Genomic DNA, 16,124 nt, shown 5'->3' on the forward strand with positions numbered 1-16,124 from the left:
AAATAGTCCCGCAGGCGGGCAGTGTCAATAGAAACGGTACTGTACCGTTCTATTTACAACTAGATGTGATAAGGCTATATTGCCTGACAATGCCGGCCGGACCGGCCCATGGAACCCGGGGAAAGCTGATGACCGCCAGTACCCTGAAGACCCCGTCGGCGCCCAAGACCAAGCCGGCGGCCAGGCCGACCGAGGTGCGCGCCGGCCGGCCGCCGAAGGAACTCGCCGGCGAGGTCGACGCACGGATCCTCGATGCCGCGCGCAAGATCTTCCTGCAGCGCGGGTTCGAGGGCGCCAGTATCGACGAGATCGCGGACGTCGCGCGCTCCGGCAAGCGCACGATCTATGCGCGCTTCCGCGACAAGCGGGCCCTGTTCACCGAGGTGGTGACTCGAGACATCCTGTCCCGCATTGCCGAATTCAAGGCGGACGCGCCGGTCGGCGCGACGGTGGAGGAGCGCCTCACCAGCGTTGCCTCGACGCTGCTGCATTGGGGCCTCGACGCCGACCGGATCGGCCTGATGCGGCTCGCCATCGCGGAGGCGCATCGCTTTCCGGATCTCGCCGCCACCGTCAACCGCCGGGCGCGCGCGCTCGCCACCGAGCTCGGCGTTCACCTGCTGCGCGAACTGACGCGGTCCGACGAACTCGGCAAGCTGCCGGCCTTCGCGCCGGATCAACTGCCGACGACGGCGCGCCTGTTCCTCGACATCATCGCGGTGCCGATGCTGATGCGCGCGCTGTACGAAGTCGACCTGAAGGCGCTCGACCCCGAGATCGACGCGCATGTCGCGCGCGGCGTCGGGTTCTTCGTTGCTGCATGTAGAAATGGTTTCCGATCCGAAACCGACTGATCCGCGCGCTGCTCCAGAATACCTCCGCTTGACGGGTTGCGAACGCAGGTCGTTGCAACTTCGTCACAGGATGCAGAAATGAATCAAACTCGAATGAGACATGCTGTCGCACGCCTCCCGTCCGTGCCACAACCCTGAGTTAGGCGGTTTCGCCGGGTGCATGGAATGGGAATGCGTGGTTTTGCAATTGTCGGGGCTGGCCTGATTTCATTTTTGGGGTTTGCAAGCGCGGCATCCGCCGCTGATCTCCCGGAGCGTAGCTGGACCAAGGCTCCGCCTTTGGTGGCTCCCGCGTTCAACTGGTCCGGCTTCTACGCCGGCGTCAATGTCGGCGGCGCCTGGTATGACGGCGGGAATATCACGACCAGCAGCAATGTTGCTTCGCTGATTCCGCCAGCCAACATCATCCTTGTTCCCGTTTCGAACAGCAATCAGGCGGGCGTCACCGCCGGCGGGTTGGTCGGATACAATTCCCAGATCGACAGGGTCGTCCTCGGCGTCGAAGCCGATTTCAACTATATCGACCTGAAATCGACCAGGAATGGCAGCATCACCGTCGGCCTCCCCGGCGGCGTGACGGGAAGCTACAATCCCACGAACACCAGCAAGATCGACTGGTTCGGCACCGTGCGGGGGCGCATCGGCTTCGTGCCGGCCGAGCGCCTGCTGGTCTACGCGACCGGCGGTCTCGCCTTTGGCGACGTGAAGACCAACATCGTCCATTCGCAAGCGTTTTCCAACGGCCTGTCGCGGCTTTGGCTTGGCGACAATTCCGACGTCCGCGTCGGTTGGACCGTCGGCGGCGGCGCCGAATATGCCTTCACCAACAACTGGACGCTGCGCGGCGAATATCTCTATGTCGACCTCGGCAGCAGCGCCACCACGGCGACGTTCCAGGGCACCGATCCGCTGCAGAGCCAGATCCGGTACAACGCCAGCCGCGAGAACAGGTTCAGCGTCGCGCGCGCCGCGTTGAGCTACAAGTTCTGACGCCTGCGCAAGCGGCCTCCGAGGGCCGCTCAGCCCGGCGCGCGCTCGACGGCGTGACGTAGCCAGACCATGCCGCCTTCCAGCGTCTCGCAATGCGTCAGCCGCAGCGATTGCCCGGCGCCGGGGCGGTCGCCCGCGGGGCCGTGATAGTCGACGATGCATTGCGATCCGGCGACGCCGTCGACCGCAGGAAAGATCAGCGTAGAGAACTCGTCGATCAGCCCGTGCTTGAGGAACGCGCCATTGATCCCGCCGCCGCCTTCGAGCAGCAGCGTCCTGGCGCCGAACAGCAAGGCCAGCTGCGCCATCGCGCCCGGCAGATCGTCGCCCTTGGGGCCGGCGAAGATGTAGGACGCACCGTCCTCGCGCAGTTCGGCGAGATGGGCATCGGAGACCTGTTCGCCGAGCAATGCAACGGCATGATCGCCGCCGACATCGTCCTTGCCGAAATGGACCCGGCCCGACGGATCGACGCCAACGGCGAGCTTGCGGCCGTTGCGGTTGCCGAGATGCGGCTCGCGCGGCAGCTTCGGTGCATTGGCGATGTGCCGCTCCGTTCCCTTGGCCATCTCGTTCATGGTGACGCGGCCGATGATCCAGCCGTCGGCATTGAAGCCGTCATGGATCCGTTCGTAGTGGGAGCGCAGCACGTCGGCCGGAATCCCGGCGGCGGCCTTGGTGAAGCGGCTGGGATGCAGCCGGCCGTCGATCGACGTGCCCATGTGGCAGATGATGTGGGGGCGCATGAGCTCAACTCTTTCGTGGCAACGACAACGCCGCAAAGGCGGGTGGGGCAGGGGCTGATTTAGCGAGCCGCGGGCTTGTTCTCAACGCGGATCGTGCAGCGCCGTTTCAACTTCGCTTGTCCGCCTAATCAAACCAGCCGCGTCGCTTGAACCAGAGTATGGGCAGGATGCCGCTGGCGATGATCGCGGCGCAGGCCAGCGGGTAGCCGTAGGTCCAGCCGAGCTCCGGCATCACCTTGAAATTCATGCCCCAGACCCCGACCAGGATGGTCGGGGGAACGCCGACCACGGAGACGATGGTCAGGATCTTGAACAGGCCGTTCTGCTGGATGTTGATGAAGCCGAGCACGGCGTCGAGCAGCAGCTGGATCTTGTCCGACAGCCTGGTCTCGTAGTCACCGAGCGAAGCCACGTCCTTGGACACTGCCTCGAGCCGCCGCTTCGACGCCGCGGTGATCCATTCATTGCCGACATCGTCGGCGAAGCTCGCGATCCGGCCGACCCCGAGCAGCACGTCGCGCGCCTTCGCCAGCCGATCGGCCAGCTCGCCGACATTCTCCAGCGCCTCGCGCAGCCGGCGGCTGGAGCGCACCGGCTGCTTGCTCCGCACCAGCCCGCCCTTGAACACGCCGCGCGACAGTCGGTCGGTTTTGGCGCCGAGCTGCTCCAGCACGTCGGCGCCGCGATCGACCATGGCCTCGAGCAGCGCGGTGAACACGCACATGCCGTTCTGCAAGCTTTTGTCGGTGTCGATCCGCTTCATCACCTCGTCGAAGGTGGCGAGCGGCGCAAACCGCACCGTGACCAGCACCTTTGGGCCGATCACGAAACCGATATTGGTGATCTCGGCCTCGTTGTTGTCGTCGAGCCGCACCGCCGGCGAGCTCAGATAGAGCCGGTCATGATCGGAGACCAGGCGGCTCGACGCCTCGATCTGGCCTAACGAGCTTTCTGTGGGGACGCGGATGTCGAGCATGCGCTCGACGAATTGCTTCTCGTCCTCGGTGGGATCGAGCAGATCGATCCAGATGATGTCGGACGGCAATTCGACGCCGACGCTCCGCCAATCGGGGATCGCCGATCTGTATAGTTTCAGCACCACTTGGGCTCCATGCATTGGGGGGCGCGGCCCACGACAATATCGGGGACCGCCGAGCGGTTCCATGCAGCGGGCGGAGCTTGGTCCCGTGTCCGGCTAGTGCACCATCACCCAGGTCGGTTGCAGCCAGGGATAGGCGACCAGGCCGACGGCGGCCGTCGCGGCAATCAACAGCGGATTGCTCACTTTCCAGCGGAACAGGACGGCCAGCGAGATCACGCCGATCAGCGCCGTCAGCCAGTCGCCGATCGCGATCTTGCCGAGCAGGATGCAAGCGCCGAGGATGGTGCCGATGGCCGCCGCATAGGCGCCCTTCACGAAGCCCTGCACGTTGGGGTTTCCGCGATGCCGCGCCAGCAGCGGGGCAACGATCAGCACCAGCAGGAACGACGGCAGGAAGATGCCGATCGTGGAGACCAGCGAGCCCCAAAATCCCGCCACGAGGTAACCGACAAAGGTCGCCGTGATCACCACCGGTCCGGGACTGATCATGCCGATCGCGACCGCGATGAGGAATTGCCGCTCGTCGAGCCAGTTGTATTGCTGCACGAGCCCCTGTTCGAGGAACGGCACAATGACGAGGCCGCTGCCGAAGGTCAGCGAGCCGGCCTTGAGGAAGAACAGCAACAGCTTGGTGAGCGTGGACCCGCTCGCGACCGGCGCGATCGGACCGGCAGCGGCCGGCACGATGGCAATGCCCGGCAGGATCGCAGGCGTGCGCTTGAACGGCCTGCCATAATAGAGGATTCCCACGATGCCCGCTCCGATGAACAAGAGCGCGACCTCGGCCTGGAGAATGACTGTGACGGCGAGGCACACCGCTGCGATCACCCATTGCAGCCAGTCCTCCATGCCGAGCTTGGCCAGCCGATAGCAGGAATGCAGGATGAGCGCGATCACCGCCGGACTGACGCCGTAGAAGATCGCGGTGACCGGCTGCAGATCGCCGAGATAGACGTACAGCGCCCCGAGCGCCGCCACGATGACGAAGTTCGGCAGGATGAAGCACCATCCGCCGACCCAGGCGCCCCAGAAGCCGCCGCGAAGCCAGGACACATAGATGCCGACCTGGATTGCGAGCGGTCCCGGAAGCGACTGGCAGATCGCAATCGATTCCTTCATCTCATCCTTGGTCAGCCATTTCTTGCCGTCGACCAGCTCGCGCTCCATCTGCCCGACGAGCGCCACCGGCCCACCGAAACCGAGAAAGCCGAGGCGCAGGAAATAGCGTGCCAGCTCTGTCAAATGGCTGCGCTGCGAGGTGGTCGGCGTCATCGTTGAAAAATCTCCTCGGAACGAAATTGGCGTCTCGTTGCGGATTGGGGATGCCAGGCCCAGCCGGTATCAGCGTGAAGAGCCCGAAAGCATGACGTCGCGGCAGCCGTCGCTTGCTACCTGGTGCACGTGTCTCTCCTCAGGCTTCCTTCGAATACTGCTCATACAGTCTGGCGGCGTTGTCCCAGCGGATGGCTTCCATGTAGATGTCGACATATCGCGCCGCCGCGGCTCCGAAGTCCATGTGATAGGCGTGCTCGTACATGTCGAGCACCAGGACCGGGCGGCCGCCGGCGAGTGTCGTCGTGTGGTCCGCGGCCCATTGGTTGACGAGCCGCTTGTCGCGGGGCGAGTAGGCGAGGATCACCCAGCCCGAACCGCCGCCCTCCGCCTTGCCCATGGCCGCGAATTCGGTCCGCCAACGCTCCAGGCTGCCGAAGTCGCGCGCGATCGCGTCGGCCAGCGCGCCGTTCGGCTTGCCCGCGCCGCCGAGCCCGTCGAAATAGACCTCATGCAGGATCATCGAGTTCGCAGCGATCAGCTCCTCGCGCTTCAGGCCGTTGATGACGAAGTTCGGGGCCTTGGCGAAGTCGAGTTCGGCAAGCTGCGTGCCGATTGCGTTGAGCCGCTTCACCGCGCCGACGTAATTGTTCTCGTAATGGCTGACGAGTATCTTCTCCGAGATGCCGCTGATCGACTTTGGATCGAACGGCATTGGCTTTGCCTGATAAGACATGGCTTTTGCTCCTGTCTGCGGACTTGTTTCGGCCGCGGCCTGGCTGACGCCAAGCACGGTTGCAGATGCTGCGGCTACGCCAGCCGCTGCGATGAAGTTTCGGCGCTCTGTGTTGATTGTCATCGGCTTGTCCTTGCGTTGAACGATCCTTGCGTCGGATCGCGGCTCTATTCCTTTTTGAGTCCGACGATGGTCGGGAATCCCGAGATGGTCTGCACAGAGATTTCGACGGGATCGCCGAAACGGACGGCGTTGAAGATCAGGCCATCCTGAACCCTGAACGGTTCCGTTCTGCCCGCAGAGAGGCGTATCAGCAGCGTGTCATTGCGTTCATCGACACGATCGACGACGCCGCGCAGCGTCTCGCTTGCCGGTGGATGGACGGCCACGATGTCGCTTACATTCGCATAGCCGGCGGTTTGAAGTTTCGCGATAAGCTCGTCCTGCGTCAGGGCATGGGCGGGCATGGCGACGCCTGCCATCGCGAGCGCAAGAATCACAAGAATCAGGTGGGTGAGCTTTTGCTTCTGCATGGTCGTTCTCCTGGTTGTGCTGCCCCAGGTTCTTCAGCTGCGCCTGCTCAGATGAAGCGGACGATCGCAACCGTCACGGCTTCACCTTGCTGGTCGGCCAGTTGTGCGTCTCCCTGGTCGCGTCGCGGCACCAGCGATAGAACGCGTCGTAGAGCAGCATGCCTGCGCTCAATTGTTCGAGGTCGTCGTCGAACATGCGCGACAGGCCGAGTGAGGCCGCGAGCAGTCCAGGCGCTTCCGGCGAGAGCTCGAGCCGAGCGGTATCCGCCGCCCGCACCATCGTCGCAAGCCGCTCCAGCGCCGGCGTCGACAGGCCGAATTCCTTGACCATCACATCGAAGGTGCAGAGTTCGCCGCGATGACTCCAGAACACGTTCTCGATGTCGAACGGCGTGGCCTCGAAGCGTTCGGCGACAGCCTCGACTTCCGCCGATGCGACGAACAGGAACACGGCGGCCGGATCGACAAAGCGGCGGATCAGCCATGGACAGGCGATGCGATCGATCTTCGGCCGCGATCGCGTTACCCAGACGGTGCGGCCACGCCCGTCACGTTTCGGAATTCTGTCGGCAGGAACGGTCGGAAGCTCCGCCTGCCGCCAGCCGAGATGCCCGCCCTCGAGAATCTCGGCTGCGATGTTGCCGCAGCGGAGCCAGGCGGCAGTGCCTTCGGCAAGCTTCTGCCCCTTGAGGCAGACGACGACAACGGACTGGCCGCCGAGGCCGGATGCCCAATTCTGCACGTCGAGATGGGAGTGCCTGACCGCGCCCGGGATCAGGCGCGGGTCGGCGGCGAAATCCTCATCGAGGCGAACATCGACGAGCGTCGGCGCCTTGGCGGTGCCGATGAGACGAGACAATTTTTCGGATGATATCGAGGTGTATGACGACATGGTGCGTCCTTGGTGAACAGGACGCGATTCTTGGGCATGTCGCCTCGCGGGGAGATCGCACATCCCCGTGCGTTCAATAGAAGACGAATGCTCCTTGCTGTCAATCGCCCTGGCGGTTCGGCGGATCACCAAGAGTTCAAAGTCGATGACAGGAACAATCCCGTCGCCGACATCTCGATCGCAACGATGCCGGCCAAAACTGGCCGACAGCGCCGTTGACCAATATAGGGTACCCCCCTATATTACTTCCATGTCGCATACGATCAAGCACAAGTCCAAGCTCGTCGGCCGGGTTCGCCGCATCAAGGGCCAGCTGGAGGCCGTCGAGCGGGCGCTGGAGTCCGAGATCGGCTGTGCCGACGTGTTGATGCTGGTGGCTTCCGTTCGCGGCGCCATCAACGGCCTGACCGCGGAATTGCTCGAGGACCACATCCGCCATCACGTGGTGGATCCCGCCCGGGAAAAGGATCCCGAGAAGGCCCAGGGCGCGGCTGATCTGATCGACGTCGTTCGTACCTATTTGAAGTGAAGCACATGGCCGATCTGTCTCAGCTGCTGCAGCAGAGCAGCGCGCATGCATGGCTGTTCATCCCCAGTGCGATCCTGCTCGGCGCGCTGCATGGGCTCGAGCCCGGCCACTCCAAGACGATGATGGCGGCCTTCATCGTCGCGATCCGCGGCACGGTGGTGCAGGCGGTGCTGCTCGGCCTGTCGGCGACGATCTCGCACACCGCGATCGTCTGGATCGTCGCACTCGCGGGGCTGCATTTCGGCCAGCAATGGTCCGGCGAACGCAGCGAGGCCTGGTTGCAACTGGTCTCGGCCGCGATCATCATCGCGATCGCCGCCTGGATGGCGTGGCGCACCTGGCGCGAGCAGGCTGCCGAACACGATCATGACCACGATCATCACCACCATCACGACGAAAGTCGCCAATTGACCTTGGCCGGGCAGTCGCTGTCGCTCGAAGTCTTCGAGGATGGCGTACCGCCGCGCTGGCGCCTGCGCAGCGCTGCCGCGGCGCTGCCGGCGGCCGGCGAGGTCGATGTCCTGACCATCCGTCCCGACGGCAGCGAGCAGCATTTTCGCTTCGCCGGCCGCGACGGTTATCTGGAAAGCATCGATGAGATTCCGGAGCCGCATGAATTCAAGGCGCGGATCTCGGTACGCGGCGATATGGCCGAAGTCCTGTTCGAGGAGCACGACCATGCGCATATGGACCTCGGCGACGTCGCCGACTCCCATGCGCGCGCGCACGCCGCCGACATCCGCAAGCGGTTTGCCGGACGCACCGTCACGACGGGGCAGATCATTCTGTTCGGCCTGACTGGCGGGCTCATCCCGTGTCCGGCGGCGATCACCGTGCTGCTGCTCTGCCTTCAGCTCAAGCAGTTCAGCCTCGGCTTCGTGCTGGTGCTCTGCTTCGGCATCGGGCTTGCGATCACCATGGTCTCGGCCGGTGTCGCGGCCGCGCTCAGCCTGCGCCATGTCGAGCGTCATTGGGGTGGCTTCGGTCGCCTCGCCCAGCGCGCGCCCTACGTTTCGGCCGTGCTGATCGTGCTCGTCGGCCTTTATACGGGCTGGCTCGGCTTGCACGGGATCAGCGCGTGATCCGGGATCACTGCGCAATTCATTTCATCCCACATCCCTCTTGAAACCTGTGCGAGGTGGTCTAGACTCTCCCCCAAGGGGATAGCCAGACTCCCCGTGAGACCTCGGTCCAAGCTCTGCGCGACAACCCGTCGTGGAGCTTTGATATGGACACCGAACAGCACACAACCCGTCGTTCCAAGATCGCCATCCTGTGGCGCGGCGATGCCGCGTCGCGCCGGGAGGCAACGGTGCAGAACAACCGCTTCGTCCGCGTCTTCGACGCGCTCGAAGCCGCCGGCATCGAGGCCGTTCCCGTCGTCTATGACGAGACATTCGCCGACACCGTCCGCTCCCAATTGCTGACCATGGACGGCGTGCTCGTGTGGGTCGATCCGATCCATCAGGGCAAGACCCGCGCGGCGCTCGATCCGCTGCTGCGCGAGGTCGCGGCAAAAGGCCCGTGGGTCAGCGCGCATCCCGACGTCATCCTCAAGATCGGCGTCAAGGACGTGCTCTATCGCACGCAGCACCTCGGCTGGGGCGCCGATACGCATCGCTATGCGACCTTCGACGCCTTCCGCGCCGAATTCCCGTCGCGCTTGCGCACCGCCGGGCCGCGCGTGCTCAAGCAGAACCGTGGCAATGGCGGGCAGGGCGTCTGGAAGGTGGAAGCCTTGAAGCTGGAAGGCTTGAAGGTCGAAGGCTTGCCGGATTCGGACGCCACTGTCCGCGTGCTCCACGCGCTGCGCGGCAGCCGGCCCGAGGAGATGCCGCTGGACGCGTTCATGGCGCGCTGCGAGCCGTATTTCGGTTGCGGCGGCTGCATCATCGATCAGGCATTCCAGCCGCGGCTGCCCGAAGGCATGATCCGTTGTTACGTCAGCGGATCGAAGGTCGCGGGCTTCGGCCACCAGCTGATCAAGGCCTTGATCCCGCCGCCTCCGGAAGGTCCGGATTCACCGGAAGCGCAGCCCGGACCGCGCATCATGCACGGCCCGGATGCCGCGCAATTCCAGGCGCTGCGCAGCCTGATGGAGCACGAATGGATTCCGCAATTGATGGCGGCGCTCGCGATCGACGAGGCGTCGCTGCCGGTGATCTGGGATGCGGATTTCCTTTACGGTCCGCGCGATGCCGATGGTGCCGACAGCTACGTGCTGTGCGAGATCAACGCGAGCTCCTGCTTTGCGATCCCCGACGAGGCGCCGGCCGCGATCGCGCGGACGGTCAGGGATCGCGTTGGTCGGAGGCTGGAGCCTGATGCTGGCATCCTCAACTGTCAGCGACAATGAGCCGACCCTAGGCCACCAGCGCGATCTTCGGCACGGTGGCGAGGACGGACTGGTTGCGGCCGTTGGCCTTGGCGGCGTAGAGCGCCTTGTCGGCGGCTTCGATCAGGTCGGACCATTGCTGGCCGGCAACCGGCCGCATGCTGGCGACGCCGATGCTGACCGTCGTGATCAACTCGCCCTCGCACCATTGCTGGACCTTGCCACGGATGGTCTCGGCCAGGTTGAGGGCCTCGAGCGCGGTCATGTTGGGTAACAGCACGGCAAATTCCTCGCCGCCGAAGCGCGCCGGACAGTCGCCGGCGCGGCGCACCGCGTCTGAGATGCAGATCGCGATCCCGACCAGCACCTGGTCGCCGGCCTGGTGCCCGTAGGTGTCGTTGTAGGCCTTGAAATGATCGGCATCGATCATCAATAGCGCGACCGGCTGGCCGTGCCGGCCGGCGCGGCGCCATTCGCGGTCGATCTCGCCGTCGAACTTGCGGCGGTTCTTCAGGCCGGTGAGCGCGTCGGTGGTCGCCAGCTCCTCGAGCTTGTCCTCGGCATCGGCGCGGCGGACGATCTCGCGGGCGAGCACCAGCGTCGCGCTGAGCACGAACAGGATCAGGAACGCCATGATCGCGCCGATCCGGATCGCTTCGGTGCGCCAGAGGTTGAAGACGGCCTCGAGCGGCTTGCCGACCACGACGTAAAGCGGCCCGGTGCCGCTGCGCCTGACATAGAGCCGCGGCGTGTCGTCGACCGGCCCCTTGCCGGAGAAGGCGCCGCCGACCTTCAGGTTCGCGGCCTGCCAGTCCAGCTGCTCCGCAAGATTCCTGCCGATCACGTCGAGATCGAACGGCGTCCGCATGATGATGGTGCGGTCGTTGCGCAGCACGGTGATGGTATCGCCCGGCATCAGCGTCAGCCGGTCGAACAAATCGTGGAAATAGCTGAAGCGGATCGATCCGACCACGACGCCGAGGAAGCCGCCGTCCTCGCCGACGATGCGCCGGCTCAGCACGATGGCGTAGGCGCCGCGATGCAGCATCGGCCGGCTGATATACAGCCCGGCGTCGGGGTGGTCGCGCTGGATGGCGAAATATTCCTCGTCGCTGCGGTTCTCCGGCCGTGGGTCGAGGCTCGCCGCGTCGATGGTCAGATTGCCCTTGCTGTCGAACACCTGGATCGCGCCGAAATGCTTGGCGGTGGCGGCATGATCGAACAGGATCAGCTGGCGCAGTTCCTTGCTGACATTGCGGATCTCCGGCATTTCCAGATTGCTGGCGACCGCGCGCAGCGACAGGTCGTAGAGCTCGATGTTGCGGCTGATGTCGGCCTCGATGCCCGACGCCAGATTCTCCAGGGTCCGGCGTGCCAATTGCTCCTCGCCGCGGCGCATGTCGAACATCACGCCGACGCAGACCGCGGAGAAGCCGAGCACGGTCGCAACCGACGCCGCGATCAGCAGCTTTGCCGATAGCCGCCAGCGCCGCTTTGCGTCGTTTCCCCGTCGAAATGGCATGTCCCGCTCCAATGTGCCGTCATGCATCGGGAAATCTTGTTGTCGCCTTAAATGGCGACAGCGGCCGCCGAATGGGTTAACGGGTGGTTGCCGGACCCTTATCGTTTGTCATCGAGGACGTTGTGGACGACTACGACGCACTGCGGGATCATCTGAAGAAGCAGCATCTGCCCGAATTCGTGCTGACCTTCGACGAGATCGAGGCGATCATCGATGCGGCGCTGCCGCGCGCCGCGCACCGGGCGTCGTGGTGGGAAACCCTGCGCAGCCCGCAGGAGAAGATGCCGCAGCGCGAGGCCTGCCTCGAGGCCGGCTACATCGCCACCCGCCAGGCCGACGGCAAAAGCGTCAAGTTCAAGCGCATGCCGAAGCCGCGCTAGCGGCGGCAACACCCTACGTCGTCATCGCCCGCCACCGGGTCGGGCGAACGCGCGCCCGATGACAGGCTCCGCCGGGCGATCCAGTATTCCAGAGACATCGACGTAACACGGACAAGCCGCGGCGTACTGGACACTCCGCTTTCGCAGAGCATGACATCCGTGCACGAAGTGGCAGGGTGCGCGCGTCAGCGCCTAGCTCGCGGCTTCGAGCCGTTCCTCGGTGAGCAGCCGCGTTGCGGCATCCGCATCCATCGGCTCGCCGAAGGCAAAGCCCTGCGCGTATTCGCAGCCGAGCTGGTAGAGCTCGACGGCATCCGAATCCGTCTCGGCGCCCTCCGCGACCACTTCCATGCCGAGATCGTGCGCCAGCGCGATGATCGACTTCAGGATCACCGGGCGGGTGCCGCGGCTGGTGGTGCGGACGAAGGACTGGTCGATCTTGATGGTGTCGAACGGGAAGCGCTGCAGATAGGACAGCGAGGAGTGGCCGGTGCCGAAATCGTCGAGCGACAGCCCGGTGCCGAGCTCGCGGATCCGCGCCAGCATCTGGGCGGCGTGCTCCGGGTTCTCCATCACCAGCGATTCCGTCAGTTCCAGCTTCAGCGTGCCGCGCGCCACCGAGGAGCGCGACAGCACGGTCCTGATGTCGTGGATCAGATCGTGGCGCAGCAATTGCCGCGACGACACGTTGACTGAGGCGAAGATCGGTTCGCGGGCGCGCATCGCGCGCTGCCACACCGCGAGCTGGCGCGCGGTCTGGTCCATCACGAACATGCCGAGATCGACGATCAGGCCGGTCTCCTCGGCGACATTGATGAACTCCGACGGCGACATCCGGCCGAGCTTGGGATGGTCCCAGCGCGCCAGCGCCTCGAAGCCGGCGATGGCGCGATCCTCCAGCCGCACGATCGGCTGGTACAGGATAGTGATCTCCTGCCGCTCGATGGCGCGGCGCAGGTCGCTCTCCAGGGTCAGGCGGTCGGTCTTCCGCGCTCGCATCGCCGGCTTGTAGACATCGATGCGGTCGCCGCCGATCCGCTTGGAATGATACATCGCAAGCTCGGCGTCCTTGATGATCTCGTCGGTCAGCGGCGCCGCCGGATCGGACAGCGCAAGACCGATCGAGGCGGTCAGGAAGATCTCGCGGTCGTTGAAGGCAATCGGCGCGCGAATGGTCTTGCGGATGGTCTCGGCGAAATTGGTGATCCGCGCCGGGTCCTGCTCCGACAGCAGGATCAGGCCGAACTGGTCGCCGGCCATCCGCGCCAGCGTGTCCTGCGGCTTGAGGATGCGCGTCAGGCGCCGCGCCAGGGTGAGCAGGATGGAATCGCCGACCGCAATGCCGACGGAATCGTTGACCTGCTTGAAGCGGTCGAGGTCGATCACCATCAAGGTCGGCCGCAGGTTCGGCATGGTCTTGGCGAGGTTGGCCACCGCGCCGAGGCGGTCCATGAACAGCCGGCGGTTCGGCAGGCCGGTCAGGTTGTCGTGCACGGAGTCGTGCAGCATCCGCTCTTCGGAATTCTTGAACTCGGTGACGTCGGTCAGCGTGCCGACCACGCGCGAGACCTCGCCGTCGGAGCCGACCACCGGCCGCGCCTTCAGTGCGAACCACATGAAATGGCCGTCGGGCGTGCGCAGCCGGAAATCCTGCACCAGGCGGCCGCGGCGCTGGTCGAGCACGCTGTCGAGCGCGGCACGGAAGCGGTCCTGGTCGAGCGGGTGCAGCACCTCGAGCCATTTCGCGGCGGGGCCTTCCAGCGTGCCGCGCTTGAGGCCGAGCAGGGCCTCGGTCTCCGGGCTGGTGAACACCTTGTCGGCGGAGACGTCCCAGTCCCAGATCAGATCGCCGGAGCCGGTCAGCGCCAGCGCGCGGCGCTCGACATCGGACACCACGCCGGTGGTGGCGCCGCCGCCGGCGAAGGCGTGCTGCATGACAGTAAATCCGATCAGCATCACGATCAGCACCAGGCCGCCGAGCAATGCGGGGCCGACGATGTCGTTGGTGACGGAGCCGGCGACCGTCATGCCGGCCGCCACCACCCAGACCACCAGCAGGAACCAGGTCGGGATCAACAGCACCGCGCGGTCGAAGCCGTGGGTCGACAGATAGACGATCAGCGCGAAGCCGGCGAAGGCGATCATCACCAGCGACATCCGCGCGATGCCGGAGGCGACCGCGGGATCGAACAGCGCCAGCGCCACCAGCGAGCCGAGGAAGACCAGCCAGCCGATCGTGATGTGCGAATAGCGTACGTGCCAGCGACTGAGATTGAGGTAGGCGAACAGGAACACCAGTAGTGTCGCCGCGAGGATCGCCTCGCCCGCCGCGCGCCAGACGCGCTCGGCGTTGTTCGACATGTCGAGCACCTTGCCCCAGAAGCCGAAGTCGACGCCGATATAGACCAGCACCGCCCAGGCCAGCGCGGCGGCGGCGGGGAACATGATGCTGCCCTTGACCACAAACAAGATCGTGAGCACCAGCGCGAGCAGGCCCGAGATGCCGATCACGATGCCTTGGTACAGCGTGAACGAGTTGACCTTGTCCTTGTAGGCGTCGGGTTCCCACAGATAGAGCTGCGGCAGCTTGTCGGTGCGCAGTTCCGCGACGTAGGTGACGACGGCACCGGGATCGAGCGTGATGCGGAACACGTCGGCGGTCGGACTTTCCTGCCGCTCGGGACGATCGCCGACCGACGGCGTGATGGTGGCGATGCGCGACAGGCCGAGGTCGGGCCACAACAGGCCTGACGACACGATGCGATAGTGCGGCGCGACGATCAGGCGGTCGAGCTGGTCGTCGGTGTTGTTGGCGAGTGCGAACACCACCCAGTTCTGGCCGCCTTCGCGGGCGCGAACTTCGATGCGGCGCACGATGCCGTCGGTTCCGGGGGCGGTGGAGACCTGGATGCGGTCGGCTTCACTGCGTTGATGGTCGAGAACCGCCGTCAAATCGATCGCCGGCGCGTCGCTGCGCACGCTGACGGCGTCGATCGCATACGCGTCAGGCGCAGCGGCAAACATCATGAGGCCCAGCGCGAGCAGCGCAAGGCACCTGATCAGACGCAATGTCAGTACTCCGCGATCGACAAACTGACCGGGCCCGGCGACCGGCCCGGCGGTGGCGCGATAAATGACACGAAAGCGAAGGGAATCAAAGGGTTTCCGCCCCTGCTTCCGCTGCGAGAGTTAAGCCACCAACACAATTTTGCCAATATGTTCGCTGGTCTCCATGCGCCGGTGCGCGTCGGCGGCCTTTTCCAGCGGGAATGTGCTGTCCATCAGCGGTTTGACGCGGCCTTCGCGCAGCAACGGCAGCACCTTTGCCTCGATCGCCGCGACCATCGCCGCCTTGTCCGCATTACTACGGGGCCGCAGGGTCGAGCCGGTGTGGTGCAGCCGCTTGACCATCAGCTTGGCGAAATTGGCCGTTGCCTTCGGTGTTCCCGACAGGAACGCGATCTGGACGATGCGGCCCTCGACCGCGGCGGCGTCGTAGTTCCGGTCGATATAGTCGCCGCCCACCATGTCGAGGATGACATTGGCACCGGCGCCGCCGGTGGCCTGCTTCACCGCCTCGACGAAATCCTCGGTCTTGTAATTCACCGCGTGATCGGCGCCGAGCTTGAGGCAGGCGTCGGCCTTGTCCTGCGAGCCGACGGTGACGATCACCTTGGCACCGAACGCCTTGGCAAGCTGGATCGCCATCGTGCCGATGCCCGACGAGCCGCCGTGGATCAGCAGCGTCTCGCCGGCTTTCAGCGCGCCGCGCTCGAACACGTTGTGCCACACGGTCATCAGCGTTTCCGGAATGGCACCGGCTTCCTGCATCGACAGAGAGGACGGCACGGTCATCGCCTGCGCGTCCTGCGCGATGCAATATTGCGCGTAGCCACCGCCGGCGACCAGCGACATCACCTTGTCGCCGATCTTGTGCTTGGCGCCTTCACCGAGCGCGACCACTTCGCCTGCGATCTCGAGGCCGGGCAGGTCGCTCGCGCCGGGCGGCGGCGGATAGGAGCCGGAGCGCTGCGCGACGTCAGGGCGATTGACGCCGGCGGCCGCGACCTTGACCAGGACCTCGCCGGCCTTCGGCACCGGCACCGCGCGGGTCTCGGGCACCAGCACCTCCGGGCCACCGGGCTTGCTGATGGCGACGACGGTCATTTGCGCGGGCAGATTGGGCATGGCTGGTCCCTGGTCAGTGGAGAGGATTGGCGGATGGCATACCGC

At 65.1% G+C, this 16,124-nt stretch carries 15 protein-coding genes; 6 read left to right on the forward strand and 9 right to left on the reverse strand.

Annotated elements, in window-relative coordinates:
* The first annotated feature begins 128 nt into the window (after positions 1–128).
* Together BRSPCE3_RS21815 and BRSPCE3_RS21820 are read left to right on the forward strand one after the other, a co-directional pair.
* Complete coding sequence (locus BRSPCE3_RS21815; protein WP_244068163.1) at positions 129–854, forward strand: TetR/AcrR family transcriptional regulator; 726 nt, start codon at positions 129–131, stop codon at positions 852–854.
* Positions 855–1,025: 171 nt separating this feature from the next.
* Positions 1,026–1,844, forward strand: coding sequence for an outer membrane protein (locus BRSPCE3_RS21820; protein ID WP_283843155.1), 819 nt, complete (start codon positions 1,026–1,028; stop codon positions 1,842–1,844).
* Positions 1,845–1,873: 29 nt separating this feature from the next.
* Here the strand turns inward: BRSPCE3_RS21820 and BRSPCE3_RS21825 are convergent, their stop codons facing one another.
* The 6 genes from BRSPCE3_RS21825 to BRSPCE3_RS21850 all read right to left on the reverse strand — a co-directional run bounded on the left by BRSPCE3_RS21825 (position 1,874) and on the right by BRSPCE3_RS21850 (position 7,125).
* A complete protein-coding gene (locus BRSPCE3_RS21825) occupies positions 1,874–2,590 on the reverse strand; it encodes a dihydrofolate reductase family protein (protein ID WP_244068166.1) in 717 nt (238 codons plus the stop codon).
* A 124-nt stretch (positions 2,591–2,714) separates the two neighbouring features.
* The gene (locus BRSPCE3_RS21830; protein ID WP_244068167.1) at positions 2,715–3,689 is read right to left on the reverse strand and encodes a magnesium transporter CorA family protein; all 975 of its coding nucleotides are present in this window, start codon (positions 3,687–3,689) and stop codon (positions 2,715–2,717) included.
* 96 nt (positions 3,690–3,785) lie between these two features.
* Positions 3,786–4,964, reverse strand: coding sequence for a chromate efflux transporter (gene chrA / locus BRSPCE3_RS21835; RefSeq protein WP_244068169.1), 1,179 nt, complete (start codon positions 4,962–4,964; stop codon positions 3,786–3,788).
* 139 nt (positions 4,965–5,103) lie between these two features.
* Positions 5,104–5,700 (reverse strand): superoxide dismutase, encoded by a 597-nt coding sequence (locus BRSPCE3_RS21840; protein WP_244068170.1) that lies wholly within the window; start codon positions 5,698–5,700, stop codon positions 5,104–5,106.
* Between the two features lie 167 nt (positions 5,701–5,867).
* Entirely contained in the window at positions 5,868–6,233 is a 366-nt protein-coding gene (locus BRSPCE3_RS21845) for a hypothetical protein (protein ID WP_244068171.1), read from the reverse strand.
* Between the two features lie 73 nt (positions 6,234–6,306).
* Positions 6,307–7,125 (reverse strand): sulfurtransferase/chromate resistance protein, encoded by an 819-nt coding sequence (locus BRSPCE3_RS21850; protein WP_244068172.1) that lies wholly within the window; start codon positions 7,123–7,125, stop codon positions 6,307–6,309.
* A gap of 250 nt (positions 7,126–7,375) precedes the next feature.
* Between BRSPCE3_RS21850 and BRSPCE3_RS21855 the strand changes: the two genes are divergently transcribed.
* The 3 genes from BRSPCE3_RS21855 (at position 7,376) to BRSPCE3_RS21865 (ending at position 10,010) form a co-directional block, all read left to right on the forward strand.
* Complete coding sequence (locus BRSPCE3_RS21855) at positions 7,376–7,654, forward strand: metal/formaldehyde-sensitive transcriptional repressor (protein WP_016847064.1); 279 nt, start codon at positions 7,376–7,378, stop codon at positions 7,652–7,654.
* Positions 7,655–7,659: 5 nt separating this feature from the next.
* Entirely contained in the window at positions 7,660–8,736 is a 1,077-nt protein-coding gene (locus tag BRSPCE3_RS21860) for a nickel/cobalt efflux transporter (protein WP_244068173.1), read from the forward strand.
* Positions 8,737–8,882: 146 nt separating this feature from the next.
* Complete coding sequence (locus tag BRSPCE3_RS21865; protein WP_244068174.1) at positions 8,883–10,010, forward strand: Cj0069 family protein; 1,128 nt, start codon at positions 8,883–8,885, stop codon at positions 10,008–10,010.
* 7 nt (positions 10,011–10,017) lie between these two features.
* Here BRSPCE3_RS21865 and BRSPCE3_RS21870 read toward each other — a convergent pair whose 3' ends face one another.
* Positions 10,018–11,511, reverse strand: a complete 1,494-nt coding sequence (locus BRSPCE3_RS21870; RefSeq protein ID WP_244068175.1) for a diguanylate cyclase — start codon at positions 11,509–11,511, stop codon at positions 10,018–10,020.
* A gap of 122 nt (positions 11,512–11,633) precedes the next feature.
* Here BRSPCE3_RS21870 and BRSPCE3_RS21875 point away from each other — a divergent pair, with 122 nt between their 5' ends.
* Positions 11,634–11,891 (forward strand): hypothetical protein, encoded by a 258-nt coding sequence (locus BRSPCE3_RS21875; RefSeq protein ID WP_244068177.1) that lies wholly within the window; start codon positions 11,634–11,636, stop codon positions 11,889–11,891.
* 192 nt (positions 11,892–12,083) lie between these two features.
* Here BRSPCE3_RS21875 and BRSPCE3_RS21880 read toward each other — a convergent pair whose 3' ends face one another.
* Both BRSPCE3_RS21880 and BRSPCE3_RS21885 read right to left on the reverse strand, forming a co-directional pair.
* Complete coding sequence (locus tag BRSPCE3_RS21880) at positions 12,084–14,960, reverse strand: EAL domain-containing protein (RefSeq protein WP_244068178.1); 2,877 nt, start codon at positions 14,958–14,960, stop codon at positions 12,084–12,086.
* Positions 14,961–15,080: 120 nt separating this feature from the next.
* Positions 15,081–16,079, reverse strand: a complete 999-nt coding sequence (locus BRSPCE3_RS21885) for an NAD(P)H-quinone oxidoreductase (protein WP_244068180.1) — start codon at positions 16,077–16,079, stop codon at positions 15,081–15,083.
* Positions 16,080–16,124: the final 45 nt, after the last annotated feature.

Source organism: Bradyrhizobium sp. Ce-3, assembly GCF_022835695.1.
In the GTDB taxonomy this organism is placed as follows: Bacteria; Pseudomonadota; Alphaproteobacteria; order Rhizobiales; family Xanthobacteraceae; genus Bradyrhizobium.

Bases quoted from the DNA above. Each gene is read 5' to 3' on its own strand.
- BRSPCE3_RS21815 (WP_244068163.1), top strand. From the start codon at position 129: ATGACCGCCAGTACCCTGAAGACCCCGTCGGCGCCCAAGACCAAGCCG.
- BRSPCE3_RS21820 (WP_283843155.1), top strand. From the start codon at position 1,026: ATGCGTGGTTTTGCAATTGTCGGGGCTGGCCTGATTTCATTTTTGGGG.
- BRSPCE3_RS21825 (WP_244068166.1), bottom strand. From the start codon at position 2,590: ATGCGCCCCCACATCATCTGCCACATGGGCACGTCGATCGACGGCCGG.
- chrA (WP_244068169.1), bottom strand. From the start codon at position 4,964: ATGACGCCGACCACCTCGCAGCGCAGCCATTTGACAGAGCTGGCACGC.
- BRSPCE3_RS21840 (WP_244068170.1), bottom strand. From the start codon at position 5,700: ATGTCTTATCAGGCAAAGCCAATGCCGTTCGATCCAAAGTCGATCAGC.
- BRSPCE3_RS21845 (WP_244068171.1), bottom strand. From the start codon at position 6,233: ATGCAGAAGCAAAAGCTCACCCACCTGATTCTTGTGATTCTTGCGCTC.
- BRSPCE3_RS21850 (WP_244068172.1), bottom strand. From the start codon at position 7,125: ATGTCGTCATACACCTCGATATCATCCGAAAAATTGTCTCGTCTCATC.
- BRSPCE3_RS21855 (WP_016847064.1), top strand. From the start codon at position 7,376: ATGTCGCATACGATCAAGCACAAGTCCAAGCTCGTCGGCCGGGTTCGC.
- BRSPCE3_RS21860 (WP_244068173.1), top strand. From the start codon at position 7,660: ATGGCCGATCTGTCTCAGCTGCTGCAGCAGAGCAGCGCGCATGCATGG.
- BRSPCE3_RS21865 (WP_244068174.1), top strand. From the start codon at position 8,883: ATGGACACCGAACAGCACACAACCCGTCGTTCCAAGATCGCCATCCTG.
- BRSPCE3_RS21870 (WP_244068175.1), bottom strand. From the start codon at position 11,511: ATGCCATTTCGACGGGGAAACGACGCAAAGCGGCGCTGGCGGCTATCG.
- BRSPCE3_RS21885 (WP_244068180.1), bottom strand. From the start codon at position 16,079: ATGCCCAATCTGCCCGCGCAAATGACCGTCGTCGCCATCAGCAAGCCC.